Genomic DNA, 16,171 nt, shown 5'->3' on the forward strand with positions numbered 1-16,171 from the left:
CTATAAACACGGCACCCCTCCGGAGTAGCTGGGCAAACTTTGTCAAATCCCGTCTAATTTTAATACTCCGTAGGAGTAGCGTGTAATAGCAAAGTACGCCAAGGAGCCCCGTTTTAACAAGCGATTGGGTTTTAGCGGCCTTCAATGAGCAATCTGTTTAAAATTAATCTCATAAAAAAGGCCCCTTAACCAACGGGGCCTTTACCTACTTACATATTAAACACTAAACTAAAACTTGCTTATTTAAAAACGCTGTACACGTTTGTGATTTTCCAGCCGCTGCCGGTATTGGTAATGGTTACATAGTTGCTGCGGGTAAAAGTGCTGTATTTCATATCAACTTTTACTACAGCAAGGTCGTTATTGCTTTCAACAACCGAGGTGCTGGTAACGCAATCCTGCTCGGTGTTTTTTGTAGCTTTTAGCTGATCAACTACCTGCATTTTATCAAAGCTTAAAACCTTGGTGCCACGCAGCATGCTGAATTTAGCCGATGGGTCAACCACCTCGCTGAAGCCGCTCAATTTGCCGCGGGTCATGGCATCGATATAAGTATTGATCGCGAAATTTTTGGTAAGGTTTTCTCCATCTATTTTAGTTGCTGCATTGGCGGTTGCACCTGCTACTAATAAAGCTAAGCCAAGCATAAGTGATTTTAAAGTTTTCATATTGTTGTTGTTTTTAAGGTTTTTATGTGCTAATTTTCAAATTGTTTTTATACTCATAAGACACACCCAACCGGCGTTCCGTTACAGCATTAATTGCTTATTTGAGTGATTTAACAAACATTTAACATTTTCGCACATTTTTTAGTGATCATCACGGTAATATGCGGTTAAATAACACATATGGTTGATTTTACCACCATTATATTGCAATTTGCTGAACAGGGAGAGAAAACCGGCTGGACCTATATCGAGATCCCGGCCGATGTTGCGCAGCAAATGAAGCCCGGAAATAAAAAATCTTTCCGTGTAAAAGGCAAACTTGACGAACTGGAAGTGCGCGGCATGGCCCTGATGCCTATGGGCGAGGGCAATTTTATTTTATCGATTAAACGAGAAATCTGCAAAAGCCTGCGTAAGGGCCGCGGCGCTATGCTCAGGGTACAGCTCGGGCCCGACGATGATTTCAAATTCACTATCCCGGCCGATTTGCAGGAATGCCTGGAGTATGAGCCTGAAGGCAATGATTTTTTTATGAGCCTGGCCGAAAGTCACCGGGGGTATTTTATCAAATGGATTGATAGCGCTAAAACCGAAGCAACCCGGGCCAACCGCATAGCCTGTACCGTTAACGCCATGGTACGCCGGATGGATTACGCGCAAATGTTGAGGGAACAGAAAAAATTAAGAGCATAGGTGAGGATTATGCCTGTAATTGATTTTACCTGTTGAATATCCCTAAGTTTTACGAACATTACAATATTATACTCATGAAAAAATACGTAGTTATATTTTGGTTACTGTTAAGTGCCGGAGCGGGTTATGCTCAAACAGCAAAAGACGTTACCGTAAAAGTAACCGGCGAAGTTTCCGCTCCATTAAGTATCGGCCCTGCCGAATTGCAGCAGTACCAACAAACTACCGTTATCCGTAAAGAAAAGGATGGCAGGGAGCATACTTATTCGGGTGTGTACTTGTCTGAGATCCTTACCAAAGCAGGCGTTACGCTGGGTGCCGAACTGCACGGAAAAAGCATGGCAAAATATCTTTTGGTTGAAGCTGCCGATGGTTACCGGGTTGTTTTTGCCCTGGCCGAACTGGACAAAGCATTTACAGACCGGGCTATTATTTTGGCCGATAAAGTTGACGGCCAACCATTAGCGCCAACCGACGGGCCTTTCCGTATCATTGTTCAGGACGAGAAGAAACCTGCACGGTGTGTTAAGCAGGTTACGGCTTTGAAGGTGATGTTTGCGAAGTGATTGCGGTATTAATTATTTTTAAATGGAACACAAAACAATCACGGCAAACTATATCACAACTATTTCCTGGTTTGATGGTACCATTATAGATTGGGCGAGTGCCGGACGGCAATATGCCATGGATGGAACAAATGCAGAACGTTTCAGAGATTCTTATGCTTATAGTTTTGATGGAGCCATAACGTCCGATAATGGAGAATATGCTTTTATTTACCAAAAACTCGGCACCAAAGGTTTGTTATTAAAAAACGGCGATTTGCTACGCGAGATTAACAGATCGTATTATAATGCCGACGCCTACGAGTACCCTGCTGCTTTTATTACTGTTAATGATACAACTTATCTGGTACATTGCCCTATTAAATATTGCCGGCTTGATTTTGAGAATGTAGAAACAGGCGAAATCGTTACTAATATATCGGATCGGGACCCCATGGATTTTTTCCATTCAAGGTTAGAGGTAAGTCCATCTGGCAAATTCTTAATAAGCAAAGGTTGGTTTTGGCACCCTTTGGACGATGTTTTCGTATTTGATATTGATGAGTGTCTGAATAATCCACTCCTTCTTGATAAACCCAGGTTACGTCATAACTCATCTACCGAGATCTGTACCGCAAGTTTTATCGATGATTCAAAAGTGCTTATCGGCTCGTCAAACGAAGTTATTGATGATGAGGAAGAACATTTTCCACTGAACCATATCGCTGTTTGGAATATCGAAACAGATACCATCTCTACCCCCGTTAAAGTTGATGTTGAATTTGGGAATCTTTTCGCAATTGATGGGGAGCTGGCCTGGGACACGTTTGAGTATCCAAAAATCATTAATATTAATACAGGGGAGATAGTAGATAAAGCTGAACATTTTAACAGCGGTAAACAACGATCAAGTATTGTTGGGTCGAAAAATCTGACCCAAATTGTGTTTAATCCGCAAACCAAACAGCTTGCAATAGTCGGTAATGAAACTATTGAGGTTTTTACTCCCTGATAATGCGATAAAAACAATATCTTAGATATTTAATCTTATCATAACAACTTTGAACCAGGCATTAGAACAACCTACACAATACAATTTCAGGATATACAGTTATACATCCATAGGCATTGCAACTTTTTTAGGAGGACCGGTAGCGACCGCCTACATGCTCTCTAAAAACTTTAAGGCATTTAACAGGCCCAAGGCGGTGCTGGTTACCTGGCTCGTGGCGGTAATAATTGAAATAGGTATTATCATAGCCTTTGAAGCTATCCCTTTTGTCACCAATTTGTGGTTCCTTATTCCGGTTATTGATACAATAATAGCATTGCTTTTAACAAAAGTTTTTCAAGGCGAACAGATGGCAGCATATAATGCCGGTGGCGGAGATGCCTTTGCCTGGGAGAAGGGCTTAGGTATTGGGTTGTTGATATTGGCTATTACGGTAGCTGTTTTATTTGTATCAATTATTGTGTTGCTAAGCTCAATGGGCTTTCAATGTTAACAACTATCGAAATCGATTTGGAAACTTTATATTAGTCGCCACATTAATCTAAACCTTATGACACATTATGTTCAGGCCGAAGAGGAAGTAGCAGCGCAAAGGCCTAAAATATACACCGTTAATACTATTCGTGTTACTACGTTTTTGTTTGGCCCCTTGGCTGCCGGTTACCTGGTATCACAAAATTATAAAGCTTTTAACCAACGCGACAAGGTTATTGTTACCTGGGTAATTGCTGGTATCGCGTTAATATTGGTTTGTTTAGTAGTTGGCCTTACCATCAATGTCGAGCGCTTTCCTAAGTTTATAGTTCCTTTGGCTTATGCCTGGGGTACGCAATTGCTGGTGCAAAGCTTACAAGGACAGCAAATAAACAGACACATTGCCACCGGCGGCAAAACATTTAGCATGTGGCGGGCCCTGTTTGCCGGTTTAATTTGCCTGGCGGCTACATTGGTTTTAATATATGCGCTGATTATGATTATTGATCCGCAAGCGTTGGTATAAGGTTAGTTATTGTTTATTTCCCTTTCGCGGCCGTTTGTAAAATAACCCGGAATTTTTTCACTTCTCTTTCCGTGTTTGGCCCCGGTTTTAAAGCTAAAATCCGCTGAATTATATCCTGTCCCTGTTGTACCTGTTGCTGGCTCCATACTGTTGGATCGGTACGGTTTAAAAAATACAGACCGTTAATAATACCATCAGGCGATAGGGTTGAGATGTTTTCGTTACTGTAAAAATTCAGTATTTGAGTGATAGCTTCGGGGGATGAGGCGTATTTTTTCTCCAGTTCGCCAACAGCGCTGATCCTGGCGGCGGTGTTGGAGGTGTCCACTTTGGATATCAAGGATGCCAGCTCGGTATTAATGGCAGAGGCTTTTAAAGCCCGAAGCCCGCTTTGTCCAACGCTTTGCAAAACAGTATCTGTTGAGGTCTGCAGGGCCGAGAATAGTTTTTTCGATTCATTATCGTTTAAGGCGAGGGTAATCAGTCCCACAGCAAAGTTCTTTCTACGCACATCGGTGCTGTTTAAATCGCCATATAAAGAATAAACCCATTGATACCGGGCCACCCGCTCTTTCGATTCTTCTATTTCTGTCGATCTTTCGTTAAGGCTGTTTTCCAGTTTATCCAGCCTTACTTTGTTTGAAGTGGTGTATACTGTGAGTATAATAGTTATTATGGAGCTCACTATGCCTATCCATACCGTTACGGTGTTTGAAAACGCGGGTTTGGTTACTTCTTTGTTTTCTTCTGGTGGGCTTGTCTCTTTATTGTCTTTCATTTATGCTGAGTAAGGGTTGATGCTTAGTAGCTAAGCTATTGAAAAGTTAGACTACAGCTTTAAGTAAAAACACGTGAGTTGAATAAGTAAAAACACGTAAGCCCTTATAGATTTGCCAGGAAGAATATCACGGCTGTTTTAAAGAAAACCATGGTTTTAATTATTTTAGCGGCAGGCAAGGTAATTGAAACAACTCCATGTTTACCGGCGCTGTATACAGCTATACTAATTATTTATGAATAAACTGATTGAATGCGTGCCCAATTTTAGCGAGGGCGTAAACATTGATATCATCAAACAAATAGCCAACGCCGTTGAGGGTGTAGATAATGTGAGGTTGTTGAATGTCGATCCGGGCAAGGCTACAAACCGTACTGTAATAACTTTTGCCGGCGAACCTGACGGGGTGATAGAAGCAGCATTCCGTGCTATTAAAACAGCCGGAGAGCTGATTGATATGAGCAAACAAAAAGGCGAGCATCCGCGCATGGGTGCTACGGATGTTTGCCCGCTGATACCGGTAAGTGGTATTTCAATGGAGGAAACAGCCGCTTATGCTATCCGCCTTGCCAAACGGGTGGGGGAAGAACTACAGATTCCTGTTTATTTATATGAAGCAGCACAGCCGGATAAACGGCGGAGTAACCTTTCGGTGATACGTGCCGGTCAATATGAAGGTTTTTTTACCAAGATTAAACAGCCAGGCTGGGCCCCGGATTTTGGCCCGGCAGAAAATGATGTTAAGCGCGGGGCTACGGTGATAGGCGCGCGTGACTTTTTAATAGCCTACAATATCAACCTCAATACCCAATCGGTCGACCTTGCCAATACCATCGCCTCAGAAGTGCGCGAATCCGGCCGGGTTTTGCGTGAGGGCGACCCCGTAAAAGGTAAAGTTGTTTATGATGAAAACGGTAAGGCCAAAACCATTCCCGGCTCATTAAAAGCGGTAAAAGCCATAGGCTGGTATATAGAAGAGTATGGCGCCGCCCAGGTATCCATGAACCTCACCAATATCAACATCACCCCTATTCACCAGGTGTTTGAGGAAGTATGTGCGAAGGCTGCCACATATGGCGTTCGGGTAACCGGCAGCGAACTGATAGGGCTAATCCCTCTTAAAGCCATACTGGAGGCAGGAAAGCATTTTTCGGAAAAACAACTGCTCCCTGCAAATGCAGGTGATAAAGAATTAATCGCTGTCGCTATTAAAGCGATGGGGTTAGACGAACTTGCCCCCTTTAACCAGGAAGAACGGATCATTGAATATGTGTTGAATGCAGATCGGTTTATAAACTGAAGCTGTTTTACCACGGGTCGGAGAACTGCGGCAGCGTTTTTATAAATTCCCCCTTTAGGGGGTTAGGGGGCTATAATCCTTATGCACAATCAAAAAGCTTGCCCGCTCTTCTTTATGGAAAGGGATATTCCAGTTGCCCTGGTAAGTAATTTTGGTTGGTAATGGTTCGCCATTAAAATTGTTCAGTTCGATGTTCATCTGCACATTAAAATCAAAGAACATATTGCTGAATTTCATATCAATATAGCGGCCGAGGATCTGGAAGGTTCGCTCATCAAAAATGGTGGTCATTTCTTTGATCATGGTATCACTATCTGATGTGCTGGGTTTACATCGCACCTTAAAGCGGTAAACCGGGATGGTATCGAGGTATTTGCCGCGCGCAAATTCATAGTAATAATACTGGCGCATATCGCTGCCAAATATTTCGGTTTTGCTGCTGATGAAGGGGATGCCGCTTATTTTACGCCCCGGCGTAAAGATGAGCGCTTTGAGCTTGCTTTTGTACGATTCATTTTTACCCCCGGAGCCAGGCAGCGCATCGCCTTTTGTAAAATCGGAGTTGTAGGCATTCATGAAAATAAAATCGAACATCTCCACGGTGTACAACTGGTACTTGCCATTTTTTTTGTACACATCGCCGCTGTCCTTTTTGGCTATGTACTCCATTCTATGTTTTCCGGCGGCGTTGCTGTGTTCTATCTTCCTGTAGATTCGGCCGTTTACGCGGTTTTTATTATCATAGGTAAAAATCCGGTTCTCCGCAGTAAAGCCAAATTTTTTCATGTTTTGAAAAGCCTTGTAAAAACCGGTATCGGCTAAAACAGCATCGATAAAATCCTGCGCATTAAGTTTATGGGAGCGGATATCCACCAGCGAATCGATCACTATCGTACGGATGGTATCCGGGTTAAAGCGGTTAATTTGCTGGGCCCTGGCGGTGAAGCCTGTAGTGGCGAGGATAAGCAACAGGAAGAGTTTTTTCATGGTGAAATTAGGCGAAAGGTAAAAGGTAACTGCATTTTTTGCCCCTATTTATAGGTGAAAGGTAACTGAATTTTTGCCTTCATATTATGGTGAAGTGTTAAAGGCGAAATAGCAAAGCAGCTAAACCTTTCGCCTTTAACCTTTTGCCTTTCGCCTCAAGAGTATTAGTTTCCTAATTGCTTCACAGCCAAATAAGCCATCAATCCGGTACTTACCTTAAATGCGTCCTCTTCCACATCAAAAGTAGGCGTATGTACTGATGAGGTAATACCTCGTGCTTCGTTACGGGTACCTAAACGGTAAAAGCAGCTATCGGCCGCCTGCGAGTAGTAAGCGAAATCTTCGGCAGCCATCCAGATATCCAGGTCGAGTACGTTCTCTTTACCTAAATAATCTTCGGCGTGGCCGCGGGTGGCGTTGGTGAGTTTTTCTTCGTTGATGAGGAATGGGTAACCGCGCATAATGTTGAATTCGCAGCTTCCGCCCATGCTTTCGGCAATGCCTTCGGCCATTTTTTTCATGCGTTTGTGGGCTTCTTCGCGCCATTTTTCATCCATGGTGCGGAAGGTACCCTCCAGGTAAACCTCGTTCGGGATCACGTTGGTTGCTCCGTTGGCAATCACTTTACCGAATGAAAGCACCGATGGGCTTTTAGGATCGGCAAAGCGGCTAACCACCTGTTGCAGGGCGGTTAATATATGGGCGGTAATAATTACCGGGTCGATATTTTGCTGAGGCTGCGCGCCGTGGCCGCCTTTACCTTTAACGGTAACATACAACTCATCAGTAGAGGCCATGTATTTGCCTGCGCGGAAACCTACCTTACCGGCATCAATCAAAGGCATCACATGCTGACCGATCACCGCGGCCGGTTTCGGGTTTTCCAAAACGCCCTCTTTAATCATCAGGCTGGCGCCACCGGGCAGTTTTTCTTCGGCAGGCTGGAAAATAAGCTTTACCGTACCTGCAAACCGGCTTTTTAGTTCGGTTAAAATGCGGGCTGTGCCCAATAATGATGAAGTGTGCGCGTCATGACCGCAGGCATGCATTACGCCCGGATTTTGCGATTTGTAAGGTACCTCGTTGGCCTCCAGTATCGGCAACGCGTCCATATCGGCACGTAAAGCAACAACATTTGATGCATCCGAGGGCTTTTCGCCCTGTATGAGAGCTACCAAGCCGGTATCGGCCATTTTATGGTATTCTAAACCCAATTCTTCCAGTTTACGGGCAACGTAGGCCGAAGTCTGGATTTCGTGAAACGATAATTCGGGATTGGCGTGCAGGTGGCGACGGGTGGCCACTACATCATCAAATATTCTGGCTGACAGTTCCTGTATTTGCTCTTTAATCATTATTGGTGTCCGCTTTAGGAAGATTAATTTTTTCGGAAAGAATAAATATACTTGAAAAGGACGACCGTAACTCGTGCGCCAGTTTTTCGGCCTCGAGCCGGGTACGGAAATCGCCCGCTTTTACTTTAAAATTAGGTTCGCGATAAGTGATGTAGGTACGCAGCTCCGGGTATTGGGCCTGCAGTTTGGCCTGGGCATTAAACGCGGCGCTGCGGTTGGAGCCGCTAAAAAACTGTACCCTGTAACCGTAGCTTACCCCCGTGGCGTCTGTGCCGTTTACACCGCTTAGTGAAAATCGTTTGGCTATCAGCGAATCAACCAGCGGATCTTTCACCACTACCACCTTGCCGCGCGTTTGGGCCAGGCCATGGGTTGATGCGAATAGTAATAAAACGAAAAAGCAGTATTTGATTATCGTTTGTTTGGTTGATTGATCAAATACTGCTTTCATAGCCCCCCTCTAAATCTCCCCCGGAAGGGGAGACTTTTTGTTTTAATTATTATTGAACTATTTTTTTTAAGCCCTCCCTACCTGGGAGGGTTTGGGTGGGGCTGTCTACTTCTTAATTCTGCCCTACGCCGTGGCAGTTTTTGTATTTTTTGCCGCTACCGCATGGGCATGGATCGTTCCTGCCAATTTTATTTTCAACCCTTACCGGGGTTACTTTTTGTGCCTCCTGCGGAAAATCATCCACTGGTACGCCGTTGTTTTCGGCTACAACCTCGGCCTTGGTGGTTTTCATTTTGCGCAGGTCCATTTTAGGTTCGGGCCTTGCTTCCCTTACCTCTTCAGGCTGCTGCTGAACCGGGATGCCACCGCGGAACAGGAAGCTAACAATCTCCTTGTTCACATTGGCCAACATGCCTCGGAACAATTCAAAAGCTTCAAATTTGTAAACCAATAACGGATCCTTTTGCTCATAAACGGCATTCTGTACCGATTGTTTCAACTCGTCCATTTCGCGCAGGTGCTCTTTCCAGGCATCATCAATCAGGTACAGGGTTACGTTTTTCTCGAACGATTTAAATACCTCGTGCCCGTGGTTCTCAACCGCTTTTTTCAACGGAACAGCTACCTGGATGCCGTGGATGCCATCGCTAAACGGAACCACAATGTTTTCAATGTATTCGCCGCGGGTGTCGTAAACATCTTTAATAACCGGGTAAGCCTGCTGTGCAATGGCTTCCTGTTTGCGTTTGTAAAACTCCATCACGCCATGAAAAACCTCGTCGGTTAAGGTAGCGGCAGATTTAGAGGCGAATACATCAGCACCGAAATCAACATCTACCGAGAAAAGGCGGATAATTTCCAGCTGGAAACCTTCAAAGTTGTTGCTCTCTTTATATTCGGTTACGATATCTTCAACAACATCAAAAATGGTATTGCTCAGGTCAACATCTAAGCGGTCGCCAAACAAGGCGTTTTTACGTTTGGTGTAAATTACGGTACGCTGTGAGTTCATCACGTCGTCGTACTCCAGCAAACGCTTACGGATGCCGAAGTTGTTTTCTTCCACTTTTTTCTGTGCGCGCTCTATTGATTTGGAGATCATGGAGTGCTGGATCACCTCGCCCTCTTCAATACCCATACGCACCATCAGGTTCGAGATCCTTTCCGATCCGAATAAACGCATCAGGTTATCCTCCAACGATACGAAGAACTGCGAAGAACCCGGGTCACCCTGGCGGCCAGAACGACCGCGCAACTGCCTGTCAACGCGGCGCGATTCGTGGCGCTCGGTACCTACAATGGCCAAACCTCCGGCTTCCTTAACACCGGGGCCCAATTTAATATCCGTACCACGGCCGGCCATGTTGGTAGCGATGGTAACCGTGCCTGCCTTACCGGCTTCGGCCACAATGTCGGCCTCTTTCTGGTGCAGTTTGGCGTTCAGTACGTTATGTTTAATGCCGCGCAGCTTAAGCATACGGCTCAATAATTCAGAAATTTCTACCGAGGTAGTACCCACCAGCACCGGGCGACCAGCCTGTGTCAGTTTCACAATCTCTTCAGCAACGGCGTTGTATTTTTCACGCACGGTGCGGTAAACCAAATCCTGGCGGTCGTCGCGGGTAATTGGTGTATTGGTTGGAATTTCAACCACATCCAGTTTGTAAATCTCCCAGAATTCGCCCGCTTCGGTAACCGCGGTACCGGTCATACCGCAAAGCTTGTGGTACATCCTGAAGTAGTTTTGCAGGGTGATGGTGGCAAAGGTCTGGGTAGCGTCCTCCACTTTTACATTCTCTTTAGCCTCGATGGCCTGATGTAAACCATCCGAGTAACGGCGGCCATCCAATACACGGCCGGTTTGCTCGTCAACTATCTTAACCTTGCCTTCATCCAAAATGTATTCGGTATCTTTTTCAAACAGGGTATAAGCTTTCAGTAACTGGTTAACCGAGTGGATCCGCTCAGATTTGATCGAGAAATCGCGCATCAATTCATCCTTGCGGGCAATTTTCTCTTCGGCGCTCAGGTTCGATTTTTCAATCTCGGCAACTTCGGTACCAACATCAGGCATCACAAAAAAGTGAGGGTCTTCGCCCGAAGCGGTGATCAGTTCGATACCTTTTTCAGAAAGCTCAACCGAGTTGTTTTTTTCGTCAATCACAAAGAAAAGCTCAGCATCTACCTTCGGCATTTCTTTGCTTTGATCCTGCATGTAGTGGTTCTCCACTTTTTGCAGTATAGTACGGTTACCGCCTTCGCTCAAAAATTTGATCAGGGCCTTGTTTTTTGGTAAACCGCGGTAAGCGCGTAACAGGGCTAAACCACCGCCTTCAACATCAGTATCACCGGCGTTAATAGCTTTTTTGGCTTCGTTCAATACGCCGTTAATGTAATTTTTCTGCGCGTTAACCAAACGCTCAATGCGTGGTTTCAGTTCATAAAACTCGTGCTCATCACCACGTGGTATAGGGCCTGATATAATTAAAGGTGTACGGGCATCGTCAACCAAAACCGAGTCAACCTCATCCACCATGGCAAAGTGCAGTTTACGTTGCACCAGTTCTTCGGGGCTGCGTGTCATATTGTCACGCAGGTAATCAAAGCCAAATTCGTTGTTGGTACCAAAAGTAATATCGGCCATGTAAGCGGCGCGGCGGGCCTCAGAGTTGGGCTCGTGCTTATCTATACAATCAACCGAAAGGCCATGAAACTCATACAGCGGCCCCATCCACTCGCTATCGCGGCGGGCCAGGTAATCATTCACGGTTACAATGTGTACACCTTGTCCGGCCAACGCGTTAAGGTATGCAGGCAGTGTGGCTACCAGCGTTTTACCCTCACCTGTGGCCATCTCCGCAATTTTACCCTGGTGCAATACAGTACCGCCAATCAGCTGTACATCGTAATGAACCATGTTCCAGGTAACCTCGTTGCCGGCCGCGATCCAGGTGCTGCTGTGGATGGCTTTATCGCCTTTGATGGTTACGTTTGGTTTGCGGGCCGCTAACTGGCGATCAAAATCGGTAGCGGTAACCTCTAATGAAGGATTGGCAGCAAGGCGGCTCGCGGTTTCTTTAACCACGGCGAAAGCCTCGGGCAATATGTTCATTAATATATCTTCAAGCTCTTTATTACGGTCTTTTTCAAGCTTATCAAGCTGGGTGTATAACTCAACTTTTTCGGCCACGTCCATGTCAAGCTCGTTTTCTGTACGATCTTTAATCGCCTGGATCTCGCTGTCGATGCCCGAAAGGCCCTGAGCAATAGTATCTTTAAAATATATGGTCTTAGCCCTAAGCTCATCATTACTCAGGGAGCCAAGCTTGGCATATTCAGCCTTAATTTTCTCAACTATAGGCTGTATACTTTTTACATCCCGTTCTGATTTGCTTCCGAAAAGCTTACTGATAAAATTTAACATATTATTTTATTATGATTCAACCCGGTTCAACAATTGCGCCATAGCATCCGTTAGAGCCAAATTGACAGGCAAATGTAAGATTTTGTGCCGAAAGCTGAAAGGTTTAAGGGTTTAAAGCATTGTTAGCAGCGAAAGATTGACATTGAGGTGTTGGTTAAAGGTTGTCTGAACCGGGATTTGGGTGGATTTATGGGATGGATAGGATTTTGATCGGCTAATTTTCCAAAAAAATCTAATAAATCCTGCAAATCCACCCAAATCCCGGTTCTGACAAAATCCGAAATCGAATATCCGAAATCCGAAATCATTTTTCATCATCGTCTTCTTCCCACTCATCACTATCAAAGTCGTTCAGGTCATCTTCGTTAAACTCACCGAAAAAACGGTCTTCATCAAACATCAGTTCTTCCATTTTTTCCTGCTCGGGTGTGCTGGTATCAAAGCGGATGGCCCAGTTATCGGGGATATCGTAAGTTTTATCGAACCCGCGAATCCAGTCTACAAACACCAGCCGGAACTCTTCTATCTTTTCGCGCATCAGCTGCACGTAATCCTCTTCATTTATTTTTACCATGGATGCAAAGGATACGGCGTTGAACATATCCTGTACAGCCAGTTTGATGAGCACGGCGTTTTGCATACGTAAGGAATACAGGTTACCCCCTTCAGCGCCGGCAATTTTTGCCTGGATGATGGCGGCATTGCTGCAGATCTGGATTGCGAGGTGCTCCTTCATGCTGTCGTCTTTTAAGGCTTCAGCAATTACATCGGCAAGGTCAAATAGTTCCTGCGCTTTTTGATATACCGGGAGCTTTTCAAATTTTGCGGGTTTACGGGCCATGGGGTAAATTTACTATTAATAACAGAAGTAGCCTTACCTGTAGTATTAAAGGCATGTTAAAAAAACTATCTTTGCCGCATGAATATCCTGATCCTTGGTTCGGGTGGAAGGGAAAGTGCCTTCGCCTGGAAAGTAGCCCAGAGCCCCAAATGCGAGAAACTTTTTATTGCGCCCGGTAATGCCGGTACTACGCAATATGGTACAAATGTAAACATCAAGGTTACCGACTTTGAAGGTATAAAAGCGCTTGTACTTCAGGAAAACATTAGCCTGGTGCTTGTTGGGCCTGAAGAGCCGCTGGTAAAAGGTGTTCACGATTTTTTCCTGGCCGATGAGCAATTGAAAAACATCCCGGTTGTTGGTCCGCAGCAGGAAGGCGCCCAGCTGGAAGGCAGCAAGGATTTTTCAAAGCAGTTTATGGAGAAACATAGCATCCCAACTGCCGCCTATAAAACTTTTACCAAAGATACCCTGCAGGATGGTTTGAGCTATCTGGCTACCGCCGGTTTGCCGGTAGTATTAAAGGCCGATGGCCTGGCCGCCGGTAAAGGCGTACTGATTTGCCTTACTTTAGAGGAAGCGCAGACTGAACTTATAGCCATGCTGGCCGATGCCAAGTTTGGCGAAGCAAGTTCGCGCGTGGTTGTAGAGCAATTTTTAACAGGCATTGAACTATCGGTATTTGTAATGACCGATGGTAACAGCTATAAAATATTACCTGAAGCCAAAGATTACAAACGTATAGGCGAAGGCGACACCGGTTTAAATACCGGCGGTATGGGTTCGGTCTCGCCGGTGTCATTTGCCGATACCGCTTTTATGCAGAAGGTAGAAGAGCGCATTATTATCCCTACGGTTGAGGGTTTGAAAAAAGATGGCATTCCGTATAAAGGCTTCATTTTTATCGGCCTGATGAACAGCAACGGCGAGCCATGGGTAATTGAATATAACTGCCGCATGGGCGACCCGGAAACCGAAAGCGTAATGCGCCGCATCGATTCGGATTTTGTTGATCTGCTTGCGGGTGTTGCCGAAGGGAATTTAGATACCAAAGAGTTAATCATAAGCCCTAAAACCGCTGCCACCGTAGTAATGGTAGCAGGCGGCTACCCCGGCGAATACCTGAAAAACAAGGTAATAACCGGTACTGAGAATGTGCGCGACTCGATTGTGTTCCATGCCGGTACGGCTATGGATGGCGAAAACGTGATCACAACAGGCGGCCGCGTTTTGGCTATTACTACTTTGCAGGATACCATGTTCAACGCCCTGCAGCAGGCTACAGCCGATGCCAGCCGGATATACTATGACGGCATGTACTTTAGGAAAGATATCGGGTTTGATTTGCTGTAGTTGCCCTACTACCGCGGGTTATGCTACCGCTAAACCCGCGGTAGTAAAATTATTCATCCACGCAGATATTTTGAATGCAGATAGCCTGCGTACGATGATGATCGGAAAAGGAAGAGTAGATAAAGGTCAGAACAGAAAAGTAAACCCGCTGCCTTTTGAGGGCTTTTGCATTTCTTCAAATTTTTCAATCTCTTTTTGAAGCAAATCGCGGTATTCATCTCGCATGAACCCGTGGAATATTTCGATATTTTCCTGTTCGCGCGTATCTATTAACGCCTGAATATAAGCTACTTTATTTTCACTGCGCACTATTGCCAGTGGCAGGTTATACCAAGCCTGTATAAAATTCATCAACAGGCGTGAAGTGCGACCGTTGCCATCGTAATATGGATGTATGCTTACCAAAGTAAAATGCGCGTCAAACGACAGGTTTAATTGTTCATCAACCGATAAAGGCGACTTCATCGTGTCTCCAAGCTTTTTTATTAATTCTGTAGTTAGCCGCTCAACCTTATCAAAATTAGGGAAGTAGGATATCCCGGCTGTAACGTTTCCTTTCCTGAAAGCGCCGGTTCGCGAATCAACGGTGCCAAGTATCGTGTTATAAACCTTACCGGTATTTTGCATAACCAACGAATTGATCTGCTGTAGCAGGTTTACAGATAAAGCTTTTTTTGCTTTTGCGTTTTCAATCGTAAACAGTAGCGCCGCGTGATGGTCTGTAACCATCAGGCTTTCGGTTAAAGGTTTACCATTGGGAGTGCGACCTTCTGTTATCAGCACCTGGGCCTCTACTTCGGTTAGGGTTGAACCCTCTATCCGGGTTGAATGATGGTCGATAGAGATCAGGTTAAATTTTTCATGATCGATCACATCGGCGATGCCGAGATCATTGTATTTTTTTATCAGATCAACTATTTCCATCATTTAAGTACCACGAAAATAGCTATAAGTTTTTATATGCTAAATTCAGGCCCCAGACCTTGTTAGGCCTTTATAAAATAGCTTTGCGTTGCCCGCTATTTTTTCCGCCATATCCAGCCCGTTGATAATTTTACGTGCGTTTACCCAATCGGTACGTTCGACATTAAAATATCTATCAAGGTTAACACCCGTGAATATGCCTTTGGTCATGCCTTTTACCATGATCTGGGCGGCAATATCATCCTTCAGGGCAAGGTCGGGGTTGTTCAGCAAATCAATATGCAGCAGTTTGCCCATACTTTCGTAATTCTCGTACCACGTTAACTGTACATAACCGCGACCGTAATAAATCTGATCGGGCGTGGTATAAGGCACCCGGTGCCCGGGACCGCCGCCCATTTTAAGTTTCTGACCGTAAGGGTGCCCTGCCCCGCGACCGTTCTCGCGTACCGGCTGCATAGTTCTGCCGCATTCGTGGTAAACGGTGGCCAGCATATAGGCAATTTGCCGGTTGTCTGTCACCCCGCCGCTTTTGGCGGCACTAATAATGGCTTCAATGCCATCAACATGGTTTTGGGTTAAATGTCCGCCAAATAATGCCGAACGAATGGTGTCATAAAGGTGTTTTGTACCTGGCATGGTAATAAAATTTAGGTGTTAGTGAATAAAAATAAATGTCTCCGCGATTGGAGTTTGAATTAAAGAGGGGTAGTAAGGTTTAGATAAATATAAACATCATTGTCTGAATATCAATCTCGAACCTCGCGCTCATCTGTGACGAGTGCTTAATATGGGTTTGCGTTTATAACGCGAACTGTCATGAATCAAAAGAGGTTTGCT

At 45.0% G+C, this 16,171-nt stretch carries 16 protein-coding genes; 7 read left to right on the top strand and 9 right to left on the bottom strand.

Features of this window, described 5'->3' with window-relative positions; all coding sequences use genetic code 11:
* Nucleotides 1-239 precede the first annotated feature (239 nt).
* Nucleotides 240-668, bottom strand: a complete 429-nt coding sequence (locus LX99_RS18795) for a nuclear transport factor 2 family protein (RefSeq protein ID WP_109609260.1) — start codon at nt 666-668, stop codon at nt 240-242.
* 180 nt (nt 669-848) lie between these two features.
* On the opposite strand from LX99_RS18795, the gene LX99_RS18800 reads away from it, so the two are divergent.
* From LX99_RS18800 to LX99_RS18820, 5 genes are all read left to right on the top strand, one after another.
* Nucleotides 849-1,361, top strand: coding sequence for a YdeI/OmpD-associated family protein (locus LX99_RS18800; protein WP_109609261.1), 513 nt, complete (start codon nt 849-851; stop codon nt 1,359-1,361).
* A gap of 74 nt (nt 1,362-1,435) precedes the next feature.
* Nucleotides 1,436-1,927 (top strand): molybdopterin-dependent oxidoreductase, encoded by a 492-nt coding sequence (locus LX99_RS18805; protein ID WP_109609262.1) that lies wholly within the window; start codon nt 1,436-1,438, stop codon nt 1,925-1,927.
* Nucleotides 1,928-1,949: 22 nt separating this feature from the next.
* Nucleotides 1,950-2,918: a hypothetical protein gene (locus LX99_RS18810; protein ID WP_109609263.1), complete on the top strand. Its 969-nt coding sequence runs from the start codon at nt 1,950-1,952 to the stop codon at nt 2,916-2,918.
* Nucleotides 2,919-2,967: 49 nt separating this feature from the next.
* Nucleotides 2,968-3,411, top strand: coding sequence for a hypothetical protein (locus tag LX99_RS18815; RefSeq protein ID WP_022832066.1), 444 nt, complete (start codon nt 2,968-2,970; stop codon nt 3,409-3,411).
* 57 nt (nt 3,412-3,468) lie between these two features.
* A complete protein-coding gene (locus LX99_RS18820) occupies nt 3,469-3,918 on the top strand; it encodes a hypothetical protein (RefSeq protein WP_109609264.1) in 450 nt (149 codons plus the stop codon).
* Nucleotides 3,919-3,931: 13 nt separating this feature from the next.
* On the opposite strand, the gene LX99_RS18825 is transcribed toward LX99_RS18820, so the two are convergent.
* Entirely contained in the window at nt 3,932-4,696 is a 765-nt protein-coding gene (locus LX99_RS18825; protein WP_109609265.1) for a hypothetical protein, read from the bottom strand.
* A 235-nt stretch (nt 4,697-4,931) separates the two neighbouring features.
* Here LX99_RS18825 and ftcD point away from each other — a divergent pair, with 235 nt between their 5' ends.
* The gene (gene ftcD / locus LX99_RS18830) at nt 4,932-5,996 is read left to right on the top strand and encodes a glutamate formimidoyltransferase (RefSeq protein ID WP_109609266.1); all 1,065 of its coding nucleotides are present in this window, start codon (nt 4,932-4,934) and stop codon (nt 5,994-5,996) included.
* Between the two features lie 54 nt (nt 5,997-6,050).
* On the opposite strand, the gene LX99_RS18835 is transcribed toward ftcD, so the two are convergent.
* The 5 genes from LX99_RS18835 to LX99_RS18860 all read right to left on the bottom strand — a co-directional run bounded on the left by LX99_RS18835 (nt 6,051) and on the right by LX99_RS18860 (nt 13,054).
* Entirely contained in the window at nt 6,051-6,983 is a 933-nt protein-coding gene (locus LX99_RS18835) for a hypothetical protein (RefSeq protein ID WP_109609267.1), read from the bottom strand.
* Nucleotides 6,984-7,147: 164 nt separating this feature from the next.
* Nucleotides 7,148-8,338 (bottom strand): M20 metallopeptidase family protein, encoded by a 1,191-nt coding sequence (locus LX99_RS18840; RefSeq protein ID WP_022830981.1) that lies wholly within the window; start codon nt 8,336-8,338, stop codon nt 7,148-7,150.
* Nucleotides 8,331-8,789 carry an SPOR domain-containing protein gene (locus LX99_RS18845; protein WP_022830982.1) on the bottom strand — a complete coding sequence of 153 codons (459 nt, stop codon included), beginning with the start codon at nt 8,787-8,789 and terminating at the stop codon, nt 8,331-8,333. Before LX99_RS18845 ends, LX99_RS18840 begins: the two co-directional genes overlap by 8 nt.
* A 112-nt stretch (nt 8,790-8,901) precedes the next feature.
* Nucleotides 8,902-12,213, bottom strand: coding sequence for a preprotein translocase subunit SecA (gene secA, locus LX99_RS18850; RefSeq protein WP_109609268.1), 3,312 nt, complete (start codon nt 12,211-12,213; stop codon nt 8,902-8,904).
* Nucleotides 12,214-12,517: 304 nt separating this feature from the next.
* Nucleotides 12,518-13,054, bottom strand: coding sequence for a hypothetical protein (locus LX99_RS18860; protein WP_109609270.1), 537 nt, complete (start codon nt 13,052-13,054; stop codon nt 12,518-12,520).
* A gap of 78 nt (nt 13,055-13,132) precedes the next feature.
* On the opposite strand from LX99_RS18860, the gene purD reads away from it, so the two are divergent.
* Nucleotides 13,133-14,407: a phosphoribosylamine--glycine ligase gene (gene purD / locus LX99_RS18865; RefSeq protein ID WP_109609271.1), complete on the top strand. Its 1,275-nt coding sequence runs from the start codon at nt 13,133-13,135 to the stop codon at nt 14,405-14,407.
* Between the two features lie 126 nt (nt 14,408-14,533).
* On the opposite strand, the gene LX99_RS18870 is transcribed toward purD, so the two are convergent.
* Together LX99_RS18870 and LX99_RS18875 are read right to left on the bottom strand one after the other, a co-directional pair.
* Nucleotides 14,534-15,334, bottom strand: coding sequence for a Fic family protein (locus tag LX99_RS18870; protein ID WP_245927965.1), 801 nt, complete (start codon nt 15,332-15,334; stop codon nt 14,534-14,536).
* Nucleotides 15,335-15,376: 42 nt separating this feature from the next.
* Nucleotides 15,377-15,970, bottom strand: a complete 594-nt coding sequence (locus tag LX99_RS18875) for a glycoside hydrolase family 19 protein (RefSeq protein WP_109609273.1) — start codon at nt 15,968-15,970, stop codon at nt 15,377-15,379.
* Nucleotides 15,971-16,171 lie beyond the last annotated feature (201 nt).

Origin of the sequence: Mucilaginibacter oryzae (assembly GCF_003148845.1) — a bacterium.
GTDB classification, from domain to species: domain Bacteria; phylum Bacteroidota; class Bacteroidia; order Sphingobacteriales; family Sphingobacteriaceae; genus Mucilaginibacter; species Mucilaginibacter oryzae.

Coding starts and splice junctions, on each gene's coding strand:
- LX99_RS18795 (WP_109609260.1), bottom strand. CDS start 668: ATGAAAACTTTAAAATCACTTATGCTTGGCTTAGCTTTATTAGTAGCA.
- LX99_RS18800 (WP_109609261.1), top strand. CDS start 849: ATGGTTGATTTTACCACCATTATATTGCAATTTGCTGAACAGGGAGAG.
- LX99_RS18805 (WP_109609262.1), top strand. CDS start 1,436: ATGAAAAAATACGTAGTTATATTTTGGTTACTGTTAAGTGCCGGAGCG.
- LX99_RS18810 (WP_109609263.1), top strand. CDS start 1,950: ATGGAACACAAAACAATCACGGCAAACTATATCACAACTATTTCCTGG.
- LX99_RS18820 (WP_109609264.1), top strand. CDS start 3,469: ATGACACATTATGTTCAGGCCGAAGAGGAAGTAGCAGCGCAAAGGCCT.
- LX99_RS18825 (WP_109609265.1), bottom strand. CDS start 4,696: ATGAAAGACAATAAAGAGACAAGCCCACCAGAAGAAAACAAAGAAGTA.
- ftcD (WP_109609266.1), top strand. CDS start 4,932: ATGAATAAACTGATTGAATGCGTGCCCAATTTTAGCGAGGGCGTAAAC.
- LX99_RS18835 (WP_109609267.1), bottom strand. CDS start 6,983: ATGAAAAAACTCTTCCTGTTGCTTATCCTCGCCACTACAGGCTTCACC.
- LX99_RS18840 (WP_022830981.1), bottom strand. CDS start 8,338: ATGATTAAAGAGCAAATACAGGAACTGTCAGCCAGAATATTTGATGAT.
- LX99_RS18845 (WP_022830982.1), bottom strand. CDS start 8,789: ATGAAAGCAGTATTTGATCAATCAACCAAACAAACGATAATCAAATAC.
- secA (WP_109609268.1), bottom strand. CDS start 12,213: ATGTTAAATTTTATCAGTAAGCTTTTCGGAAGCAAATCAGAACGGGAT.
- LX99_RS18860 (WP_109609270.1), bottom strand. CDS start 13,054: ATGGCCCGTAAACCCGCAAAATTTGAAAAGCTCCCGGTATATCAAAAA.
- purD (WP_109609271.1), top strand. CDS start 13,133: ATGAATATCCTGATCCTTGGTTCGGGTGGAAGGGAAAGTGCCTTCGCC.
- LX99_RS18870 (WP_245927965.1), bottom strand. CDS start 15,334: ATGATGGAAATAGTTGATCTGATAAAAAAATACAATGATCTCGGCATC.
- LX99_RS18875 (WP_109609273.1), bottom strand. CDS start 15,970: ATGCCAGGTACAAAACACCTTTATGACACCATTCGTTCGGCATTATTT.